Genomic DNA, 20,238 nt, shown 5'->3' with positions numbered 1-20,238 from the left:
CTGAGGAGGCGCGACGCCCATCCTCTGCTGCATGGGTACACCGACCGGATCCCCCGACCCCTTCGTGGCACTCGCCGATGAGCTGGGACGGATGGGCCGACGCCTCGACGGGATGGGCGCGGAGTTGCGCGCTCTCCGCGAGGCAGGTCCATGGTCACAACCGGTAGACGTCCGGGCGGGTGCGAAGGTTGCATCAGATCTCGATCAGGATTCGGCCGGGCGCGTCGCGGGATCGGGGCCGGAGCCGGCAGCGCCGGCTGCGCCGCAGGTGGGAGCGGTTTCCGCCGCGTCGCAGCAACCGGCCGCACCGGCCGCACCGATCGCCCATCCGGTGCACCCGGCCGGGCTCGGCTCTGCCCCCGCCGCCTACCCGCCCGCCACCTACGCGCCCGGCTATCCGCAGGGCGCACCCGGGGCACCGGGGCCGTGGTGGCCCGCGCCGCCCGTCGCCGGGCCCCCCGCTCCGATGCCCGGCTGGCCCCCGCCCCCGCCCCCGCCCCTGCCCGGGTTCCGGGTTCCGGGGCCGCAGCAGCCCCCGGCCCCGCGTCGGTCGTCGGCGATGTCGGGCGCTCGGCTGCTCGCCTGGACCGGCGGGGCCGTCACGCTGCTGGGCGTCGTGCTGCTGATGGTGCTCGCGGCCTCACGCGGCTGGTTCACCCCGGAGGCGCGGCTCGTCGCCGGTGCCGTGCTGGGCGCCGCTCTGATCGGGCTCGGGATGTGGCTGCACCGCAAGGAGACGGCCAGGGCGGGTGCGCTCGCGCTCGTCGCGACCGGCTTCGCCACGCTCTACCTCGTGGTGGCGGCGGCCGCTGCCGTCTACGGCTACCTCGACCCCGTCCCCGCACTGGTGCTCGACCTCGTCGTTGCCGCGGCCGCGCTCGGCCTCGCCGACCGCTGGCGCTCGCAGCTGCTGGCCGCAGGAGCCACCGCCGGTGCCGCGCTGCTCGCTCCGGTACTGACCGTGGACTGGCTGCTGCTCGCGCTGGTGCTGGTGCTGCAGGCCGCCGCCGTCGCGGTCGTGCTGCGCAGGCGATGGCCGGTGCTCATGCTCGTGGCGGCGGCCGGACCCGTCCTCTACGGCATGGCCGTCGGTGCCAACGAGGTGGAGCAGGGACCCGGTCACCAGCCGCAGGCGATCGTGCTGGTGCTCCTCACCCTCGCCGTCGCACTGGCCACGGCCGTGCTGGTCGCACGCAAGGTCGCGGTGGCGCCGGTCGCGGTGCTCGTGGGTGCCGCGGCGCTGCCCACGGTCGTCACCGGCGCCGCGCTGAGCGGGCTGGGCGGCGGCGTGCTCGCCGCGGTGGCCGCCGTGGCGCTGGGGGCCTTCGCCGCCGTGCCCGGGATCGACCGGGCGATCCGGGGGGCCGCGGTCGGCGCGGCCGTGGTGGCGCTGCTGGTGGCCACCGTGATCGCGTTCGACGGCGCGACCGTCACGATCATCATCCTTGGTGAGGCGCTCGCCGCCGCGGTGCTGGCGGCCGCGCTGCGCAGCCGCTTCGCGATGGTCGTCGGGCTGGTGCTGGGCGCGATCGGGGTGCTGGCCGCGCTCGGCAGGGACGCTCCGCTGGCCGCGCTCGTCCTGTTCCCCGCCCGCCCCTACCTCGACGGCGGCGTCGTGGTGCCGGCAGCACTGGTCACGGCGCTGGTCATCGCGCTGCTGGTGATCGCGCTCGCCGTAGCGCTGCTCGCGGCCGGCGGTCAGCTGGGCTGGATCCGGCCGAACTCGCAGACCGCCCCGGTCTGGGCGTCCATCGGGCTGGTGGGGCTCTACGGAGCCGCGGTGCTGGTGGTCGCGATCGCGCTGCTCATCGCGCCCGACCGCACCGGGTTCACCGTGGGCCACGCCATCGTCACGGTGTCGTGGACGGTCGCCGCGCTCGTGCTGCTGGCCCGCGGGATCAGCCGCCCGGCCCTGCGCATCGCGGGACTGGTGCTGGTGGCGGCGGCCGTCGCGAAGCTCGTGCTGTTCGACCTCACCGCGCTCGACGGGCTGGCCAGGGTCGGCGCCTTCCTCGGCGCCGGGCTCGTCCTGCTCGCTGCGGGTACGCGTTACGCCCGGCTCGTCGCGGAGGCGGAACAGCGCGGCCGACCGGAGCACGAGCCCGACCAGGTGAACACTCCCGGCACCCACCCGACGCCGTGAGGCGTTCGCGATCGCACACGATTTTCCCCGTTCGGGCCCGCGGCGGCGGCGCGGCTGCGACCGTGGCGCCATGCCCGATCGGTATGCCGACGCCGTACGCGCCCGCCGGGCCGAGCTGCGTGCCGAGCGCGCGCTGCTCGACGGCTCACAGCGCGTCGAGCTGCGGGGCGAGCTGGCGCTGAGCCGGATCGGCGCCGCGGAGGCCGCAGCCGCGGCGCTGGCCGCGGTCGGCCGTGCGGCGCGCTCCCGGATCGACGACAGCGATCGGGCCGGCGGTGAGCAGCTTCCGGGCCAGGTCGGTGCCGCGCTGGGGGCGGTGGTCGCCGCGGTGCACGCCGGCTGGGCAGCGGATCTGGCACCGGCGTTGCGGCGCATCGCCACCCGCCGTGGCATCGCGGTGGAGCCGGGCTGGCCGGTGCTGCCGCCGCCCCGGTCCGCCGTGTCCACGGGGCGACCGGAGCCGATCCGGCGCGGGCGTTCCCTGCTCGCCGGGGCTGCGGAAGGGGTCGCCGTGTGGCGGCTCGCGCTGCTGCCGCTGGCCGTGCTGCCGCTGCTCGGCCTCCCGGCACTGGGTGGGCCCCGTTTCGCCCCGCTCGCGGTGGGCCTGGGGCTGCTGGCGATCGTGCTGGCCGTCCGCTCCGGGCGCACCGGGCTGCGCCGGGCCGCGCTGCGGCGCTGCATCGAGGAGATGATCGGTGCCGCGCGCATCACGATCGACACCGACCTCGGCCGCAGGCTGCTCGAGCTCGACCGCGTGGTCGGTGCCGAGCTCGATGCCGCGGTGCTGCACCGCAGGGGTGTCGTCGACGCGGAACTGCAGGCGCTGGCCCCCGATCGCTCGCTGGAGGTGGCCGGTGGCTGAGCTCCCGGATCTCCGGCCGCCCGATCCCGGGATCCGCCGTCCGGGTCTCGTCCCCGAGACCGACGACCTGGCGATGATCGGCTCCGTCGACATGACGGGCGGTGTCGACATGACGGGCGGTGTCGACGTGACGGGTGGGGTCGACACCGATGCCGACGGCCGTCCCGACACCGTGCTCACCGACGACGGCATCGATCTGCTCGTCCACACCGACCTCGACGGCGACGGTCTCGCCGAGCACGTGCTGCGCATCGGGCCCGACGGCGCCGTGGGCGAGCTGGCGCCCCCACCGACGAGCGGAAGCCACGCCGTACTCGACGGGATGTGGGGAGGTGTCGACGCGGGTCGGTAGGTCCGGCATCCGGGCGTCCTGCCGTAGGTTGGGCGGATGTCGTTGGACCGCATCGACGCCCGGTTCCGGGCGCTACCGCTGGCCGCGCTGGCCGACGCGGCACTGGGCCGGGCCCGTGAGCTCGGCGCCCAGCACGCCGACGTGCGGGTGGAGCAGATCGTGTCGCAGTCGATCGACCTGCGCGACGGCACCGTCACCGGGGTCGAGGACGCCACCGAGCTCGGGCTCGCGGTGCGGGTGGTCGTCGACGGGGTGTGGGGATTCGCCTCTCACGTCGAGCTCACTCCGGAGCGCGCCGCGGCCACCGCGGCCCGCGCCGTCGCGGTGGCCCGCACGCTGGCGCCCGTCGCGATCGAGCGCGTCGAGCGCGCGGGCGAGCCGGTGCACGCCGACGCGGTGTGGGTGTCGGCCTACGACATCGACCCGTTCGCGGTGCCGACCCGCGACAAGGTGGAGCTGCTGGGTGAGTGGTCGCAGCGGCTGCTCGCCGCCGACGGCGTCAACCACGTGCAGGCCCACGTCGAGCAGGTCCGCGAGAACAAGTTCTACGCCGACCTCACCGGCACCTCCACGATCCAGCAGCGCGTGCGCATCGCACCGACGGTCACCGCCACGGCGGTGGACCGGGCCGCAGGCGCCTTCGAGACGATGCGCACGCTCGCTCCGCCCGTCGGGCGCGGCTGGGAGTACGTCACGGGCACCGGCTGGGACTGGGACGCCGAGCTCGCGCAGCTCCCGGAGCTGCTCGCCGAGAAGACCAAGGCCCCCAGCGTGGTCGCGGGCGCCTACGACCTGGTGATCGATCCGTCGAACCTGTGGCTCACCATCCACGAGTCGGTCGGGCACGCCACCGAGTACGACCGCGCCATCGGCTACGAGGCCGCCTACGCCGGCACGAGCTTCGCCACCCCCGACAAGCTCGGCACGCTGCGCTACGGCTCCGGCCACATGCACGTCACCGGCGACCGCACGGTGGAGCACGGGCTCGCGACGGTCGGCTTCGACGACGACGGTGTCGCCACCTCGGAGTGGGACCTGGTCCGCGACGGCGTGCTGGTCGGCTACCAGCTCGACCGCACGTTCGCCCCGCGGCTGGGCCTGGAGCGCAGCAACGGGTGCGCGTTCGCCGACTCGCCGCACCACGTGCCGATCCAGCGGATGGCCAACGTCTCGCTGCGGCCCGACCCCGAGCACGACACGAGCGTCGACGAGCTCGTCGCGGGGATCGACCGTGGCATCTACGTCGTCGGTGACAAGTCCTGGTCGATCGACATGCAGCGCTACAACTTCCAGTTCACCGGTCAGCGGTTCTACGCGATCGAGGACGGCAGGCTGTCGGGGCAGCTGCGCGACGTCGCCTACCAGGCCACCACCACCGACTTCTGGGGTTCGATGGACGCCGTCGGCGGCCCGTCCACCTGGGCGCTGCACGGCGCGATGAACTGCGGCAAGGCCCAACCGGGGCAGGTGGCGGCCGTCAGCCACGGCTGCCCGGCCGCGCGGTTCCGCGGGGTCAACGTGCTCAACACGCAGGAGGAGGGCTCGTGACCGCTGTGCTGGCGCCGCAGGAGATCGTGGAGCGGACGCTCACCGCCGCCGCGCGGCTGCACGGCTGCGTCGTGCTCGTGCGCGAGACGAGCGAGGCCGTGCTGCGCTGGGCCAACTCCACGATGACCACCAACGGGCACACCACGTCATGGCGGGTCACGGTCGTCGCGCTGGTCGCCGTCGACGGCGGCACCGCAGCCGGGGTCGTCTCCTCCAGCGCCACCGTCACCGACCCGGCGCAGCTGGCCGATCTCGTCGCTGCTGCCGAGGCGGCGGCGCACGCAGCCGGTCCTGCCGAGGACGCGACGCCGCTGGTGCCTGCCACCGGGGGTGACACCGGATGGGATCAGCCCGCCGCCGAGACGTCCATCGGCGTGTTCGGCGAGTTCGCCACCGGGCTGGCCGAGGTGCTGGCCGGTCCGCAGCGCCAGTACGGCTTCGCGAGCCACGAGCTCACCACCACCTGGCTGGGCACGTCGGCGGGGGTGCGCAGGCGCTGGGTGCAGCCCACCGGGTCGGTGGAGCTCAACGCCAAGACGCAGGATCTGGCGAGCTCGGCGTGGGCCGGCACGTCCACGGCCGACTTCGCCGACGTCGACGTGGTCGCGCTGGCGGGCGAGGCCGCGCGCCGGCTGGACTGGGGCAAGCGACGGGTCCCGTTGCCCGCCGGACGCTACGAGACGCTCCTGCCGCCGTCGGCCGTCTCGGATCTGATGATCTACCTGGCCTGGTCGATGGAGGGGCGCTCCGCCCAGGAGGGCCGTAGTGCCCTGTCGGGGCCGGACGGGCCGCGGGTCGGTGAGCGGCTCACCACGTTGCCGCTGACGCTCGCGTGCGATCCGCAGGCCGCCGGGCTGGAGTACGAGCCCTTCCTCACGGCCGACCGTTCCGGCGAGGGCATCAGCGTCTTCGACAACGGGCTGGCCACCCGGCGCGTCGAGTGGGTCCGCGACGGGTCCGTCGCCGAGCTGGCCTACTCGCGCGCCGAGGCGGCGAAGTTCGGCACGGAGTTCACACCTGCCGGTGACAACCTGCTGCTCACGGGCGGATCGGACGCCTCGATCGCCGAGCTCGTCGCGAGCACCGAGCGCGGGCTGCTGCTGACGTGCCTCTGGTACATCCGTCCGGTGGACCCCGCCACGCTGCTGCTCACCGGGCTGACCCGCGACGGCGTCTACCTCGTGGAGGGCGGTGAGGTGGTGGCGGAGGTCGACCACAACTTCCGCTTCAACTACTCGCCGCTCGACGTGCTGCGCCGCGCCACCGAGGTGGGGGCCACCGAGCGCACGCTGCCGCGGGAGTGGAAGGACTGGTTCACCCGGGCGGCGATGCCGCCGGTGCGGGTGCCCGAGTTCAACATGTCCTCGGTGTCACTGGGCCGCTGAGGGTTGGCTCGCTCAGGGCTGGGTCGCTGAGGTTCGGGTCGCTGAGGTTCGGGTCGCTGAGCTGGAGATCCACAGACCGCTCGGCGATCGCCGGTACCACAGCCGCCCACCGCATCCCGGCGCGCCGATGCGCATCGGCGGCCCCGGCGTGCCGTTGAATCGACGTCAGTTGGTGGTGAGTCGAGAGGGGCCGACCGTGTCCTACGAGGTGGTCAGCGCCTACACCCTGCTGGTCGGCGACGTCCAGGGCGGCCCGCCCACGGTGAGCGTCCACACCACGGCCGACGACGCCTGGCGGGCGCTCGATCGTGAGGTGCGGGAGCGCTGCGGGATGCGTCCGCGGCCGCGTCGCCGCACGAACGAGGAGGCCGCCACCCGCTTCGCCAACGCCTGGCGGGCGGGCGACCCGGAGAGCCGCTTCTGGAACATCACCGTGCACCGCCTCCCGGTGCCGATGCCGGAGATCGCCCGGTCGGCAGGCGGCTACGCAACCCCGTCGAGAACGTAGTTGCGGTGATCCACAGGCCCTGTGGATCACCGTAGGTACCTTCTCGACGGAAACCGGTTGGCGGCTTCGGCAGGATGATCGGGGTGCCTGCCCTTCCGATGCCGTCCCGCCTTGCCGAGTCCGTCGCCGAGAGCGGGCCGCAGCGGCGCCGGGAGTGGTTCGCCCGCCTCCCGGAGATCGTCCCCGCGCTGGCCGAGCGCTGGTCGCTGACGCTGGAGGCGCCCTACCAACCGGGTGGCGAGGTGTCGTGGGTGGCGCCGGCACGCACCGCCGACGGGCGGGACGTGGTGCTCAAGGCGGGGTGGCGCCACCCCGATTCCGAGCACGAGGCGGCCGGGCTGCGGTTCTGGGGCGGCCGCGGCGCCATCGAGGTGTTCGACGAGCACGTCGACGACACGACCATCGCTTCGCTGCTGGAGCGGTGCCCCGGCCCGACCCTCGGCGAGGTCCACCGCGACCAGGACACCCGGGACCGGGTGGTGGCGCGGCTGCTGACGCAGCTCTGGGCGGAGCCGACGCCGGACCTGCCGTTCCGCTCGCTCGTGCAGATGTGTGATGCGTGGGCCGACGAGTTCGACGAGCGCTACGCCGACGAGCCCGACGCGCTCGACCCCGGGCTCGCGAAGGCGGGCATGGAGCTCTACCGCGGCCTGCCGCGCGAGTCCTGCCCGCAGCTGGTGCTGGTCACCGACCTGCACGTCGGCAACGTGCTGGCGGCCGAGCGCGAGCCGTGGCTGCTGATCGACCCGAAGCCGCACGTCGGGGACCCCTGCTACGACGTGTTGCAGCACGTCCTCAACGACGACGTGCTCGCCGACCCGGTGGCCAGGGCCTACCGGATGGCCGAGCTCGCCGGCCTGGATCGCGAGCGCGTCCGGCTGTGGCTGTTCGCCCGGCTGGTGCAGGAGTGCGTCGAGCAGCCCCGGTTCCGCGCGGCGGTCCCGCTGATCGCGCCCTGACCCGACCTACGGGTTGTCGGGGAGGTAGCTGCGCAACCGCTCCAGCAGCTCCTCCACCCCGAGCCCGGACGGCAGCGGTGTGCCGGTGAGCGTGCGCAGGTACAGCCCGTCCCCGATGAGCTGGGCGATCCAGGCGAGCACCGGGTCGCCCAGTTCCGAGCTCAGCGCGGCGTACGCGTCGGCGTCGACGACGGCGAGCGCGTCGCGCACGGCCTGGCCGGTTGTGGTGCTGTCGGCCAGGCGCAGCACCGCGAGGTAGGTGCGCGTGATGCCGCCGGGCACGTTGCCGCCCGGCGCCGACGTGCGCAGGTAGTAGGCGACCGGCCCGTCCGGTGCTGCACGGATGGCGTCGGCATCGGCGGCACTGCGCTCCCGCAGCCGATCGCGCAGCCCGCCGGCGAGCGCGTCCTTCGAGGCGAAGTGGTAGAGCAGCCCGCCCTTGGAGACCTTGGCCGCAGCGGCCACCGCGTCGAGCGTGGCTGCCGCCGGACCGTGGTCGATGAGGAGCGTCTCGTAGGCGTCCAGCACGCGGTCCCGAGCGCTTCCCATCGGGGGAGTCTAGGCGCCGGCGCGGGGTCGGGTGGGCTTCGCCACGTCAAATCCAGGACAGGGAATTTCGATCGATACTGTACCGTCTAGACGGTATATATCTGCTGATGAGGAAGTCATGACTGTCACCACCCCGGCCAGACGGCCACTCGTTCCGCCGCGCGCGGGGCGCCGCGAGTGGATCGGGCTCGCCGTCCTGTTCCTGCCGACACTGCTCGCCGCCACCGACACCACGGTGCTCGGCTTCGCGCTGCCGGCGATCAGCGCTGCCCTCGCGCCGTCGGGGACGCAGCTGCTCTGGATCGTCGACGTCTACCCGCTGGTGCTCGCCGGACTGCTGGTCACGATGGGCACGCTCGGCGACCGCATCGGCCGGCGTCGAACGCTGCTCATCGGCGTCGCCGGGTTCGGGGCCGTGTCGCTCGGCGCGGCCTTCGCGACCGACCCCACGCAGCTGATCGCCGCTCGCGCCCTGCTCGGGTTCTTCGGCGCGATGCTGATGCCGGCCACGCTGGCCCTGCTGCGCACCCTCTTCCGGGACGCCGCGCAGCGCCGGCTGGCCGTCGCGATCTGGGCCACCGGGTTCGCCGCGGGCGCCGCGCTCGGGCCGATCCTCGGCGGCCTGCTGTTGGAGCACTTCAGCTGGGGTGCCGTCTTTCTCGTCAACGTGCCGGCAATGATCGTCCTGCTGGTGGTGGCGCGGCCCGTGCTGCCCGAGTCGCGGATGGCCCAGCCGGGACGGCTCGACCTGGCAGGCGTGGCGCTGTCGCTGCTGGCGATGGTCCCGACCGTGCTGGCGATCAAGCTGATCGGCCACGACGGCATCACCGCGACGGCCGTGCTGGCGCTGCTGGTCGGTGCGGGGTCCGGCGTGCTGTTCGTGCGCCGGGCCAGTGCCCGGCTGGCGGCGGGCGAGCAACCGCTGCTCGACGTGACGCTGTTCGCCTCACCGGTGCTGCGCCTGTCGGCGCTGGCCAACGCCGGCACCATGTTCGCGCTCACCGGCCTGCTGTTCTTCGCCGCCCAGTACCTGATGCTGGTGGTCGGGCTCGGCCCGTTCGACGCAGGGCTGGTGCTCGTTCCCGGCTTCGTGACGACGATGCTGGCCGGGCTCGTCGCGGCGCGGCTGGCGCGCCACTTCCCGCTCCGGGTACTCGTGCCGGGCGGGTTGCTGCTGGCCGCGAGCGGCTACCTGCTCTGCTTCGCGCTGGGCGGGGACCTCGCCGTCGTGCGGCTGGGCATCGCCGCCGTGCTGGTGGGTGGCGGGATCGGTCTCTCCGAGACGATCACCAACGACGCCATCCTCGCCGCCGCTCCGGCAGATCGGGCGGGGTCGGCAGCCGCGGTGTCGGAGACGGCGTACGAGATCGGCGCGGTGCTGGGTACCGCGGTGCTCGGCAGCGTCCTCGGCGCGGTGTACCGGGGCACGATGGACGTGTCGAGCTCGGTCGGCACGGCCTACGCGGATGCGGCCAACGAGACGCTCGGCGGTGCGGTCGCGGTCGCCGGGCAGATGCCGGCGCTGGAGTCGCGCTACGTGCTGGCGACGGCCCGCGACGCGTTCGGCGTCGCGCTGGACGCCACGTCCGTGGTCGGTGCGCTGGTGCTCGTCACCATCGCGGTGGTGGTGGTGCTCGGCCTGCGCCCCCGACGCTGAGGTCAGGCCGGTCGCAGTGACGCCAGCACCCCGTCGACGGTCTGCTCGACGAGCCGGGCGTCGAGTGGCAGGTGCCGGAACAGCGCGCGGAAGTACAGCGGTGCCGCGAGGGCGTCGAGCACGAAGTCCATGTCGAAGTCGGCGTGGATCTCACCGCGGGCCTGCGCGGCGCGCAACGTCGTCGCGGTGGTGGCCCGGCGCGGGTGGAACACCGTGGCCAGGAAGTCGGCTGTCAGCTCGGCGTCCTGCCCGAGGTCGGCGACGAGTGCGGGCAGGACGGTGCCCAGCGAGGTGCCGTCGAACGCGGTGACCAGCGTGCCGATGCCCGCGATGAGGTCGGCGCGCAGATCGCCGGTGTCGGGTGTGGGATCGAGCCCGACGCCTGCCGCGATCGCGGCGACCACCAGGTGCCGCTTCGACGGCCAGCGGCGGTAGATCGCGGGCCGGTGCACGCCGGCGCGGGTGGCGACCCCGCCGATCGACAGCTCGGCGTAGCCGACCTCGCCGAGCAGCTGCACGGTGGCGTGCAGCACGTCGGCGTCGATCCGGTCGTCACGGGTGCGTGGCACGGCGAGCGCTCAGAAGACCGGCTTGGGCATGAGCACCACGCGCCAGCCGTCGGGATCCTCGAAGGTGAACCCGCCGTTGTCGGTCCAGTAGGGGTTCTCCGGCTCGACGGGTTCGTGCCCGGCGGTGCCGAGCCGCTCCATCACGTCGTACATGGCGCCCGTACCGGCGAAGTACAGCACCAGCAGGTTGTCCTTCGACGGTGCCGCGCCCGGGCTGCCGTCGACGTGGGTGGTGAACTCGAGGTGGTGGTCGGTGCCGGGCAGCCCGAGCATCACGCCGTCGTAGCCGGCGTGACCGTCGAAGCGGTGGAGCTCCGGCAGCCCGAGCAGGTCGCGGTAGAAGGCGACGACCTCGGTGAGCTGGTCGGTCGGACGGCCGATGCGGACCTGGACGACCGGGAGCGTCTCCGGCCATGCGGCGGTGGTCATGGCGATAACAGTACAGTACGAACCGTATTCATCAGAACGCGCTGATCACCTGCGCCATGCGACCCAGCGGCTCGGCGTCGACGAGATCTGGCAGCCGCACCACCACCTCCGCGACGCCCGCGTCGGCGAGCTCCCGGAACCGGCCGATCTGGTCCTCGACGGTGCCGGCGTGGCACTGAGCGGCGAAGCGGGCCGGATCGGCACCACGCGGGCGCAGCCGCTCGACCAGCGCGTCGACGCCTGCGGGGTCGCTGCCGACCAGTGCGGTCGTGAGGTGCGAGAGCTCCACCGCGCGCCCCGTCACGCGGCAGTGCTCACGCAGCACGGCGGCCTTGCGCGCCACGGTCGCGAGGTCGCCCAGGACATTGGCCGCGTCCGCGTAGCGGGCGGCCAGCCGCAGCGTCCGCCGTTCCCCGCCACCGCCGAGCACGATCGGGACGTGCTCCTGCAGCGGCCGCGGGTAGCAGGCCGTGTCCGGCAGGTCCAGCACCGTGCCGTGGAACGGCTTGCCGCCAGGGCCCCAGAGCTGCGGCAGCGCGGCGAGGGCGTCCTCCAGCAGCGCGTAGCGCCGCGCGACCGGCGGGAACTCCCAGCCGTACGCGGCGTGCTCCGCGGCGAACCACCCCAGCCCGAGCCCGCAGACGGCCCGGCCGCCGCTGAGCACGTCGAGGGTGGCCACGATCTTCGCGAGGTGCCCGGTGTTGCGGTACGTGACGCCGGTGACGAGCGTGCCGAGGCGTACCCGCTCGGTGCAGGCCGCGAGCCACGCGAGCGTCGTCCAGCTCTCCAGGAAGTCGTCCCAGGCGCGCCCGACCTGCGGGATCTGCCGGAAGTGGTCCATCACGTAGATCGCGTCGAAGCCGGCGGCCTCGGCGCCCGTCGCGATCTCGCGCAGTCGCGGGGCGAGCGTCGCCGCACCGCCGGGGAAGGTCGAGAGGTGCAGCGCGAACCGCAGCCCGACGGGCCGTTCCCGCTGGCGGACGGCGGCGTCGGTGGCCGTGGCGAAGGCGGGCGCCAGCACCCGCACCGGCTCGGGCTCGATCAGCAGGTCGAACCCCTCGCCCGCGAGCGCGTCGCGAACACCGGGCCAGGCGCGCAGCTGCGCGGTCAGTACGGCGGCCGGCACGGGGTGGGGACGGGCGCGGTTGCGGGCGCGCACCTGCGCCGCGGGCGCGTCGAACGCGACGGCGACACAGGCCATGCGGTGGGTGCGGGCGAGCACTCGCCAGCCCTCGCGACGGGCGGCGTCCAGGCCCGTCGTGTCGATCACGGTGGTGAGGCCGCGGGCCGCCCGCCTCACGACGATCTCCTCGAGCAGGGCGAACGCGTCCGCGCTGGCGGTGATGTCGTCCTCGCCGGATCCGACGACGGCGCGCAGCCGGTCGCTCGACACGATCGCGTCGGCGGGGAACTGTGCGGCGGCCCAGGTCGACTTGCCGGCGGCCGCGGGGCCGGCGAGCACCACGAGGCACGGCGAGGGCAGCCGGAGCGTCATGCCCGGATTCTGGCCCCTACCGGCGTCAGGCGGGCCGGGTGAGCGCCCGCGCGCTGATCTGCTGCTCGGCCAGCCGCTCCTGCACGTGCTCGGCCACCTGGTCGGCACGGCGGCGCTCGCGCACGCGGATGAGCACGAGCATCGAGATGCCGTAGGCCGCGCCGAGCACCAGCAGCACGACACCCAGCTTGGCGACGAGCGTCTGCACCACGATGCCGGTGTCGAACGGGATCACCGAGATCACCGCCAGCACCCCGAGCGTGACGAGGTGGAAGAGCACCGACAGCAGCAGATTGACCGACCTGGCGACCGAACTGTCGGCGAACACCTCCTGCAGGAACGGCTGGCCCGCGGTGAGCAGCAGATGGCCGACACCGAACGTCAGCCCGATCGAGATGGCGAGGAGCAGCAGGTACTGGGCGGTGTCGGTCATCGGGTCCTCCCCCGTGGCATGTTCAGTTGAACACGTTCAAAACCTTACGCTCCGCCGCGTCGACGGGCCAGAGCCGCAGTACGGTTCGTGACGTGACCCTCATCGATCCCGCCAGCACCGCAGGCCGGGCCGCCGAGCTGCTGCGGCTGCACACCGACCCGGAGCTCCTCGTGCTCGTCAACGTCTGGGACGTCGCTTCGGCGCGCGTCGTCGCGGCCGGTCCCGGCTGCCGCGCGCTCGCCACGGCCAGCCACTCGATCGCGGCCACGCTCGGCTACCGCGACGGTGAGCACATCCCCGTCGATCTGATGATCGACATGGTCGGGCGGATCGTCGCCGCTGTCGACGTGCCCGTCACGGCAGACCTCGAAGCGGGGTACGGCGATGCGGGTGAGACGGTGCGCCGGGCCATCGCGGTCGGCGTGGTCGGCGCCAACATCGAGGACCAGATGAAGCCGTTGCCCGATGCGGTCGCCGCGGTGACCGCCGTGGTGGCCGCGGGCGCCGCCGAGGGCGTGCCGTTCGTGCTCAACGCCCGCACCGACGCCTTCATCCGGGCCGCTGACCGCGACCCCGCCGCGGTGCTCGCCGACGCGATCGAGCGCGGGCGGGCGTTCCTCGACGCCGGTGCCTCCTGCGTCTTCGTCCCGGGGGCGCTCGACGAGCCGACGGTCGAGGCGCTGGTCGCCGGCATCGGGGAGCGCAAGGTCAGCGTCATCGGTGGCCCCGGCCGCATCCCGCCCGACCGGCTGGCCGGCCTCGGGGTGGCCCGGTTGTCGTACGGGCCGTGGTCGCAGCGAGCGGTGCTCACCCGGCTGGCCGAGCTGGCGCAGGATCTGCACGCTTGCGGTGGGTTCCCCGAGGGTGTGCAAGTGCTGAACTGAGCGCCTCGAGCACCACCGATCGACCCTGGTCGACGCGGCGGGCACCACCCGGCATCGGGTGTGTCCGCCGTCTCCATTTCCGGTTCGTCACGACCACTTCACGAACACATGTCAGGGTCCCCGGAATAGGTGGTGCGAAACACCTTCTCGACCTTCTGAATCGATTACATGATCGGTCTTGTGAGTCAATCGACAGGTGCCAGCGGTGGGGGAAACCAGACACCGGCGGTACCGTCGGTGTTCACCAATCCCACCCCTGCACCCGACCGGCGAAGGTCGGGTGTAAGCGGCATTCCCGGGTTCCGGGCTAGGAGCGAGGACACACATGACAGCAGCGACCGTGCCAGGGATCGACGAAGCGCCCACCGGGAACGTCAGGCTGCTGTCCTGGGTCCGTGAGATCGCCGAGCTGACCACCCCGGACCGGGTCGTGTGGTGCGATGGATCCGACGAGGAGTGGGATCGCGTCACGTCGCAGCTGGTGGCCGCGGGCACGTTCGTGAAGCTCAACGAGGAGAAGAAACCGAACTCCTTCTGGGCCGCTTCCGACCCCGACGACGTCGCGCGCGTCGAGGAGCGCACCTACATCTGTTCGGCCGAGGAGGTCGGCGCCGGGCCCACCAACAACTGGATGGATCCGGCCGAGATGAAGGCCATCATGACCGACCTGTACCGCGGGTGCATGCGCGGTCGGACGATGTACGTCATTCCGTTCTGCATGGGTCCGCTCGACGCCGATCAGCCGTTCCTGGGAGTCGAGATCACCGACTCCGAGTACGTCGTGGCATCGATGCGGATCATGACCCGCATCGGCGCGCGGGTCCTGCCGCTGTTCGACGGCCCGGCCGGTGACCGGTTCGTCCCGGCGCTGCACTCGGTGGGTGCCCCGCTCGAGCCCGGCGAGTCCGATGTCGCGTGGCCCTGCAGCGACACCAAGTACATCACCCACTTCCCGGAGACCCGGGAGATCTGGAGCTACGGCTCCGGCTACGGCGGCAACGCGCTGCTGGGCAAGAAGTGCTACGCGCTGCGCATCGCCTCGGCGATGGCCCATGACGAGGGCTGGCTGGCCGAGCACATGCTGATCCTCAAACTGATCAGCCCCGAGGACAAGGCCTACTACGTGGCGGCGGCGTTCCCGTCGGCCTGTGGCAAGACCAACCTCGCGATGCTGCAGCCGACGATCCCCGGCTGGCGCGCCGAGACCGTCGGTGATGACATCGCCTGGATGCGCTTCGGCCCCGACGGCCGGCTCTACGCCGTCAACCCGGAGTACGGCTTCTTCGGTGTCGCTCCCGGCACCAACTGGAAGACCAACCCCAACGCGATGCGCACCATCGACCAGGGCAACTCGCTGTTCACCAACGTCGCGCTGACCGATGACGGTGACATCTGGTGGGAGGGCCTGGAGGGCGACCCCCAGCACCTGACGTCGTGGACGGGCAAGGACTGGACGCCCGACTCCGAGTTCGACGCGGCGCACCCCAACTCGCGCTACACCACGCCCATCTCGCAGTGCCCCGTCGTGGCGCCCGAGTGGGAGGACCCGCAGGGCGTGCCGATCTCGGCGATCCTGTTCGGCGGGCGCCGCAAGACCACCGTCCCGCTGGTCACCGAGTCGCGCGACTGGCAGCACGGCACCTTCATGGGCGCCACGATGTCGAGCGAGAAGACCGCTGCCGCCACCGGTGGCCTCGGCCAGGTCCGCCGCGACCCGATGGCGATGCTGCCGTTCCTCGGCTACAACGCCGGTGACTACTTCCAGCACTGGGTCAACGTCGGCAAGGGTGCCGACGCCGACAAGCTGCCCAAGATCTTCTACGTCAACTGGTTCCGCCGCGGCGACGAGGGCCAGTTCCTGTGGCCCGGGTTCGGTGAGAACAGCCGCGTGCTCAAGTGGTGCATCGAGCGCATGGAGGGCAAGGCCGCCGCCGTCGAGACCGCCATCGGCTACGTCCCGACGTCCGACCAGATCGATCTCGAGGGCCTCGACGCCACCGTCAGCGACATCGACGCCGCGCTGGCCGTCGACGTCGAGGAGTGGAAGGCGGAGATCCCGCTCATCGAGGAGTGGTTCGACAAGATCGGCGAGAAGCTGCCCACGTCGATGCGCGACGAGCTCGAGGCGCTGAAGCTGCGCCTGGGGGCCTGATCACACCGCTTCGACGACGCTGCTGACGGCGCGCCCGGCCCCGGCCGGGCGCGCCGTTCCGCGTCGGTTCCGCGCCGTTCCTCCAGCCCTGTTCACGACTCGTGAACAGGGCTGAAGTCGTGATCGCAGCGTTGCACGGGAACGGCACCCAATCCGGTCCGGATCCACTTACGATGCCGCGAGCCCACGATCACCTGCGAGCGGACCCGGGAGCCCGAATGTCAGAGAAGACGCCGATCCGGCGCGGCGGGAACGGCCTGCGCTGGAGCGCGTGGAACCTGTTGCTGCTCGTGCCGTTCCTGATGCTCGTGACGCCGTGGTTCAACTCGGTCGAGCCGCGGCTGTTCGGGATGCCGTTCTTCTACTGGTTCCAGTTCGCCTGGGTGCCGGTGGGTGTCGTGTGCGTCGCGCTCGTGTTCGTGATGACCCGGGATCGGGCTCCCGCGGCAGGCGCCGACGGTGCGGAGGACGGACGATGATCCAGTGGCCTGAGCTCATCGTCTTCGCGGTGCTGTTCCTCGCGGTCAGCATCATGGGGTTCCTCGCCGCGCGCTGGCAGCGCGGCTCCTCGCTCGAGCACCTGGACGAGTGGGGTCTCGGCGGCCGCAAGTTCGGGTCGTGGATCACCTGGTTCCTGGTCGGCGGTGACCTCTACACGGCGTACACGTTCGTCGCCGTGCCGGCGCTGCTGTTCGGCGCGGGGGCCGTCGGCTTCTACGCGCTGCCCTACACCGTGGTGCTCTACCCGCTGGTGTTCCTGCCGGTGCTGCGGCTCTGGTCGGTCTCCCGCGTGCACGGCTACGTCACCCCGGCCGACTTCGTGCGCGGCCGCTACGGCTCGCCGACCCTCGCGCTGATCATCGCGATCACCGGGCTGGTGGCGACGATGCCCTACATCGCGCTGCAGCTCGTGGGGCTCGAGGCCGTGCTGCGCACCATGGGCCTCAACGCCTCGGGCATCGGCGGGCACCTGCCGCTGCTGATCGCGTTCGTGATCCTGGCGGTCTACACGTACCAGTCCGGCCTGCGCGCGCCCGCGCTGATCGCGTTCGTCAAGGACATCCTGATCTACATCGTGATCCTGGTCGCGGTGATCTACCTGCCGTCCACCCTCGGTGGCTGGGAGGCGATCTTCGGCAAGGCCGCCGAGAAGATGGCGCAGGTCAACCCCACCACCAACGCGCCCAACGGCTCGATCCTGCTCACGGCCAACAACCAGCTGCAGTACATCACCCTGGCGCTCGGCTCGGCGCTGGCGCTGTTCCTCTACCCGCACTCGGTCACCGGCATCCTGGCCTCGCGGGGCCGCAACGTGATCAAGCGCAACATGATGGCGCTGCCGGCGTACTCGCTGCTGCTGGGCCTGCTCGCGCTGCTGGGCTACGTGGCGATCGCCGCGGGGGTCAAGCCCATCACGAACAACGCCACGGGCCGCCCGGACACCAACACGATCATCCCGGTGCTGTTCGACAACCAGTTCGGATCCGTCTTCGCCGGCATCGCGTTCGCCGCGATCGGCATCGGCGCGCTCGTGCCCGCCGCGATCATGTCGATCGCCGCGGCCAACCTGTGGACCCGCAACATCTACAAGGAGTACCTCAAGCGCGACGCCACCCCCAAGCAGGAGGCGCAGCAGGCCAAGCTCGCGTCGCTCGTGGTCAAGTTCGGCGCGGTGCTGTTCATCCTGCTGATCGACCCGCAGTTCTCCATCGACCTGCAGCTGATCGGCGGCGTGATCATCCTGCAGACGCTGCCGGCCGTCGCCATCGCGCTCTACACGCGCTGGCTGCACCGCTGGGCACTCGTCGCGGGCTGGGCGATCGGCCTGGGCTACGGGCTCTACCTGCTCTACCTCATCCCGAACCCGGCCAGCGGCAAGCTGCACTTCGGTGGCTCGGCGCTGGCGCTGGACAAGCTCACGGTGTTCGGCTGGCACCCGTTCGCCGGGTCCACGGTGCAGATCTACGTCGGGTTCGTGGCGCTGGTGCTGAACCTGGTGGTGGCCGTGATCGTCACGCTGGCGCTGCGCGCGGGCAAGGTCGCCGAGGGCGTCGACGCGACGCAGCCGTCGGACTACCACGCCGATGAGGGCTCGGCGGAGCTGAAGGTGATCGGCATGGAGGACGGCGTGGTGGTCGCCAAGGACGCGTAGCCCTGTGACGGAGCGGGGTGGGCGCGCGTCACACGGGAATTTCGACCGTTCACCGTCGTGTAGCGCCCGCTCATCGATGGAGTGATCAACGTCGGCGTGTCACGAGACGTTCGGACCTTGCTCCACTCGCAAGGATGACCGTTCACTCGATCAGGTGACCAGATGCCGCGCAGGGTCACCACTTCGGCGCCTGATCATTGCCGGGAGCAGGGGCGGCAGTGCAACATTTTGTAGATGCCCGCGATACGTAGGGTGACCGTCGCCGCATGGCGCCGGGCCGTCGGAGGTGACCAGGGTGCTGGATGTTGGGTCCTCGGCTTCCGCCGAGAACGGTGAGGACGACCTGGCCATCTTCGTCGACCGGCTCGCCGCAGCAGGTTCGGACGAGTCGACCGCCGCCGCGAAGGCACAGGTCCGAGGCGCGATCGTGGCCGGCTACTCACCGCCGGGGCTGCGCCGCCTCGCCGAGGCGCTCGCGGCGTCGGTCTCCGAGTTGCCGCCCGCGCCACGGCGCCCGGTGGAGGATGCCGGCTCGGTCGTCGGCGCCATGCGGAGCAACCCGCTCGTCGTGCTCGAGGAGTTCGACGTCGACGCCGTCGCCGCCACCGTGGCGGCGCTGCTGGCCGACGGGCGGCGCGTGGTGCTCACCGCCCCCGCCCCCGCCCCGCTGGCCGCCGTGCGCAACGCGCTCCCCGTCGAGGCCGCCGAGCTCGCCGTCGACGCCTTCCCCGCGCTGCCGCCCGCCGAGCTCCGGGAGCTGCGCAGGCTGCTCGCCACCTCCACCCCCGCCCGCCGGGAACGTCCCGCGCAGCAGTTCCCGGCGCCGGCCGCGCTGCCGCCCTGTGCCGATGTCGAGGCGTGGGGCGCGCGTGCCGCGCACTCCCAGCAGGGCGGGCCCGCCGCCGGGATGATCCCGGCGCTGCTCGCCGAGCTGGATCCGATGCGTCGCGACGCCGTCACCTCCGTCGCGCAGTGCGTCGGCCGCTCGTTGAGCGCCATGCAGGCGGGCGGCGACATCCCCTGGGCGTGGATGCTGCTCTCGGATCTGATCTACGGTCGCCACAAGCCGGTGTTCGACCGCATGCTCGAGGACACCGCCCAGGCCGTGGCCGCGCTCGAACGCTCCCGGCAGGCCCCGGTCGCCGAGGTCACCGGCCCGTTGCCACCCGGTGCCGTCGACATCCTGCGCCGCTACCGCGATTTCCTCGACGCCGGAGGCCGCTCCCGGGCCTACTTCCGCTCTCCCGCTCAGCGCGAGGTGCAGCCGGTGCTGCGGCTCGTCCGGGTCAACGGCCGGGTGCCGGAGACCGAGGCGCAGGTCCGTCGCATGATCGAGCACCTCGAGCTCGGTCAGCGCCTCGGCCGCATCGACGGCGGCTGCGCCGAGATCGGCATCGCACCACCGCGCGACGAGTCCGAGCTGGTCACGCTGGCCGACACGCTGCTCAAGGTCGCTGCCGCGGCCCGCTCCGTCGGGGCGCTGCGCCACGACGTGCTGTTCATCGCGCCGTCGTCACCGCTGTCGGTACCCGACGTCGAGACCGCCGAGGAAGTGGCCCGCGCCATCCTCGACTACGCCGAGCACGGCTCGGCCGACGAGGCCCGCACGCGGCTGGGCCAGATGGCCGACCACCTCGCGGCCGCGGTCACGGGCAACGCCGCCGTCGAGCACCTCGATGCCGTCGCCGCGCTGCGCGCCGGTGACGCCCGCGGCTACGCCGCCGCCGTCGACGCGCTGGAGTCAGCCCGCGGCGAGGCGTACGAGGAGCACCGCAAGATCGAGCTGCTGCGCCGTCTCGGCGAGGGCTCGCCACGGCTGGCGGCCGCGCTGTCGGTGCCCGGTGAGGTGACGGTGCCCGGCCACGCCTGCTTCGTGGCGATGGACGCACTTCTCACCACCCTCCCGCCGCCCGACAGCGCCGATGTCGTGCTCGTGCTCGGCGCGGCCGACCTCGGTGTGGAGCGCCTGCTGCTCACGGCCGTGGCGCCCCGGATGATCGCGGTGGTGGGTCCCGGCGACGACCAGGAGAGCTCGCCCAGCCTGCTCAGCGTGCTGCAGCGGGCCAGCGCGCTGGTGATCCGCGGCCGCACGGCCGCTGCGGGTGGCCGGGTCGTGCGGATGGAACCGCGTCCGACCAGCGTGCCGGCAGCAGGCACCTGA

18 protein-coding genes are annotated in these 20,238 nt (G+C 72.6%); 13 read left to right on the top strand and 5 right to left on the bottom strand.

Translation table 11 applies throughout. The annotated features are described in order from the left end of the window. Positions 1–31 precede the first annotated feature (31 nt). The 7 genes from ACFPFQ_RS25885 to ACFPFQ_RS25855 all read left to right on the top strand — a co-directional run bounded on the left by ACFPFQ_RS25885 (position 32) and on the right by ACFPFQ_RS25855 (position 7,757). Positions 32–2,143, top strand: a complete 2,112-nt coding sequence (locus tag ACFPFQ_RS25885; RefSeq protein ID WP_379623210.1) for a DUF2339 domain-containing protein — start codon at positions 32–34, stop codon at positions 2,141–2,143. A gap of 70 nt (positions 2,144–2,213) precedes the next feature. Then, positions 2,214–3,005 (top strand): hypothetical protein, encoded by a 792-nt coding sequence (locus ACFPFQ_RS25880; protein ID WP_379623208.1) that lies wholly within the window; start codon positions 2,214–2,216, stop codon positions 3,003–3,005. Continuing rightward, positions 2,998–3,357 carry a hypothetical protein gene (locus ACFPFQ_RS25875; RefSeq protein WP_379623206.1) on the top strand — a complete coding sequence of 120 codons (360 nt, stop codon included), beginning with the start codon at positions 2,998–3,000 and terminating at the stop codon, positions 3,355–3,357. The genes ACFPFQ_RS25880 and ACFPFQ_RS25875 overlap by 8 nt, the downstream gene beginning before the upstream one ends. Before the next feature lie 36 nt (positions 3,358–3,393). Continuing rightward, entirely contained in the window at positions 3,394–4,905 is a 1,512-nt protein-coding gene (locus ACFPFQ_RS25870) for a TldD/PmbA family protein (protein WP_379623204.1), read from the top strand. Next, a complete protein-coding gene (locus tag ACFPFQ_RS25865; protein WP_379623202.1) occupies positions 4,902–6,290 on the top strand; it encodes a metallopeptidase TldD-related protein in 1,389 nt (462 codons plus the stop codon). Before ACFPFQ_RS25870 ends, ACFPFQ_RS25865 begins: the two co-directional genes overlap by 4 nt. Before the next feature lie 196 nt (positions 6,291–6,486). Next, on the top strand, positions 6,487–6,798 hold the full coding sequence (locus tag ACFPFQ_RS25860; protein ID WP_379623200.1) for a hypothetical protein: 312 nt from the start codon (positions 6,487–6,489) through the stop codon (positions 6,796–6,798). A gap of 83 nt (positions 6,799–6,881) precedes the next feature. Beyond that, a complete protein-coding gene (locus ACFPFQ_RS25855) occupies positions 6,882–7,757 on the top strand; it encodes an aminoglycoside phosphotransferase family protein (protein ID WP_379623198.1) in 876 nt (291 codons plus the stop codon). 6 nt (positions 7,758–7,763) lie between these two features. On the opposite strand, the gene ACFPFQ_RS25850 is transcribed toward ACFPFQ_RS25855, so the two are convergent. Beyond that, on the bottom strand, positions 7,764–8,306 hold the full coding sequence (locus tag ACFPFQ_RS25850; protein WP_379623196.1) for a TetR family transcriptional regulator: 543 nt from the start codon (positions 8,304–8,306) through the stop codon (positions 7,764–7,766). Between the two features lie 118 nt (positions 8,307–8,424). On the opposite strand from ACFPFQ_RS25850, the gene ACFPFQ_RS25845 reads away from it, so the two are divergent. Continuing rightward, positions 8,425–9,963: an MFS transporter gene (locus ACFPFQ_RS25845; RefSeq protein ID WP_379623194.1), complete on the top strand. Its 1,539-nt coding sequence runs from the start codon at positions 8,425–8,427 to the stop codon at positions 9,961–9,963. Between the two features lie 2 nt (positions 9,964–9,965). Here ACFPFQ_RS25845 and ACFPFQ_RS25840 read toward each other — a convergent pair whose 3' ends face one another. The 4 genes from ACFPFQ_RS25840 to ACFPFQ_RS25825 are packed head-to-tail and all read right to left on the bottom strand — an operon-like array spanning position 9,966 to position 12,889. Next, on the bottom strand, positions 9,966–10,532 hold the full coding sequence (locus ACFPFQ_RS25840; protein WP_379623192.1) for a TetR/AcrR family transcriptional regulator: 567 nt from the start codon (positions 10,530–10,532) through the stop codon (positions 9,966–9,968). Between the two features lie 9 nt (positions 10,533–10,541). Continuing rightward, entirely contained in the window at positions 10,542–10,961 is a 420-nt protein-coding gene (locus tag ACFPFQ_RS25835; protein WP_379623190.1) for a VOC family protein, read from the bottom strand. Between the two features lie 31 nt (positions 10,962–10,992). Beyond that, positions 10,993–12,456: a TIGR03560 family F420-dependent LLM class oxidoreductase gene (locus ACFPFQ_RS25830; RefSeq protein ID WP_379623189.1), complete on the bottom strand. Its 1,464-nt coding sequence runs from the start codon at positions 12,454–12,456 to the stop codon at positions 10,993–10,995. Positions 12,457–12,481: 25 nt separating this feature from the next. Next, on the bottom strand, positions 12,482–12,889 hold the full coding sequence (locus tag ACFPFQ_RS25825) for a hypothetical protein (RefSeq protein ID WP_379623187.1): 408 nt from the start codon (positions 12,887–12,889) through the stop codon (positions 12,482–12,484). A 92-nt stretch (positions 12,890–12,981) separates the two neighbouring features. Between ACFPFQ_RS25825 and ACFPFQ_RS25820 the strand changes: the two genes are divergently transcribed. The 5 genes from ACFPFQ_RS25820 (at position 12,982) to ACFPFQ_RS25800 (ending at position 20,238) form a co-directional block, all read left to right on the top strand. Further along, positions 12,982–13,773, top strand: coding sequence for an isocitrate lyase/PEP mutase family protein (locus ACFPFQ_RS25820; RefSeq protein ID WP_379623185.1), 792 nt, complete (start codon positions 12,982–12,984; stop codon positions 13,771–13,773). Between the two features lie 325 nt (positions 13,774–14,098). Continuing rightward, the gene (locus ACFPFQ_RS25815; RefSeq protein WP_379623183.1) at positions 14,099–15,925 is read left to right on the top strand and encodes a phosphoenolpyruvate carboxykinase (GTP); all 1,827 of its coding nucleotides are present in this window, start codon (positions 14,099–14,101) and stop codon (positions 15,923–15,925) included. 218 nt (positions 15,926–16,143) lie between these two features. Continuing rightward, positions 16,144–16,404, top strand: coding sequence for a DUF3311 domain-containing protein (locus tag ACFPFQ_RS25810; RefSeq protein ID WP_379623181.1), 261 nt, complete (start codon positions 16,144–16,146; stop codon positions 16,402–16,404). After that, a complete protein-coding gene (gene mctP / locus ACFPFQ_RS25805) occupies positions 16,401–18,077 on the top strand; it encodes a monocarboxylate uptake permease MctP (protein WP_379623179.1) in 1,677 nt (558 codons plus the stop codon). The genes ACFPFQ_RS25810 and mctP overlap by 4 nt, the downstream gene beginning before the upstream one ends. Before the next feature lie 295 nt (positions 18,078–18,372). Then, positions 18,373–20,238, top strand: coding sequence for a hypothetical protein (locus ACFPFQ_RS25800; protein WP_379623177.1), 1,866 nt, complete (start codon positions 18,373–18,375; stop codon positions 20,236–20,238).

It is taken from the genome of Pseudonocardia sp. GCM10023141, assembly GCF_042653605.1.
The sequence above is the reverse complement of the archived record's forward strand: the minus strand, read 5'-3'. Positions and strand labels throughout refer to the sequence as shown.

Excerpts from the sequence above, each read along its gene's own strand:
- ACFPFQ_RS25825 (WP_379623187.1), bottom strand. The coding sequence starts at position 12,889 with ATGACCGACACCGCCCAGTACCTGCTGCTCCTCGCCATCTCGATCGGG.
- ACFPFQ_RS25850 (WP_379623196.1), bottom strand. The coding sequence starts at position 8,306 with ATGGGAAGCGCTCGGGACCGCGTGCTGGACGCCTACGAGACGCTCCTC.
- ACFPFQ_RS25835 (WP_379623190.1), bottom strand. The coding sequence starts at position 10,961 with ATGACCACCGCCGCATGGCCGGAGACGCTCCCGGTCGTCCAGGTCCGC.
- ACFPFQ_RS25870 (WP_379623204.1), top strand. The coding sequence starts at position 3,394 with ATGTCGTTGGACCGCATCGACGCCCGGTTCCGGGCGCTACCGCTGGCC.
- ACFPFQ_RS25880 (WP_379623208.1), top strand. The coding sequence starts at position 2,214 with ATGCCCGATCGGTATGCCGACGCCGTACGCGCCCGCCGGGCCGAGCTG.
- ACFPFQ_RS25810 (WP_379623181.1), top strand. The coding sequence starts at position 16,144 with ATGTCAGAGAAGACGCCGATCCGGCGCGGCGGGAACGGCCTGCGCTGG.
- mctP (WP_379623179.1), top strand. The coding sequence starts at position 16,401 with ATGATCCAGTGGCCTGAGCTCATCGTCTTCGCGGTGCTGTTCCTCGCG.
- ACFPFQ_RS25830 (WP_379623189.1), bottom strand. The coding sequence starts at position 12,456 with ATGACGCTCCGGCTGCCCTCGCCGTGCCTCGTGGTGCTCGCCGGCCCC.
- ACFPFQ_RS25885 (WP_379623210.1), top strand. The coding sequence starts at position 32 with ATGGGTACACCGACCGGATCCCCCGACCCCTTCGTGGCACTCGCCGAT.
- ACFPFQ_RS25845 (WP_379623194.1), top strand. The coding sequence starts at position 8,425 with ATGACTGTCACCACCCCGGCCAGACGGCCACTCGTTCCGCCGCGCGCG.
- ACFPFQ_RS25815 (WP_379623183.1), top strand. The coding sequence starts at position 14,099 with ATGACAGCAGCGACCGTGCCAGGGATCGACGAAGCGCCCACCGGGAAC.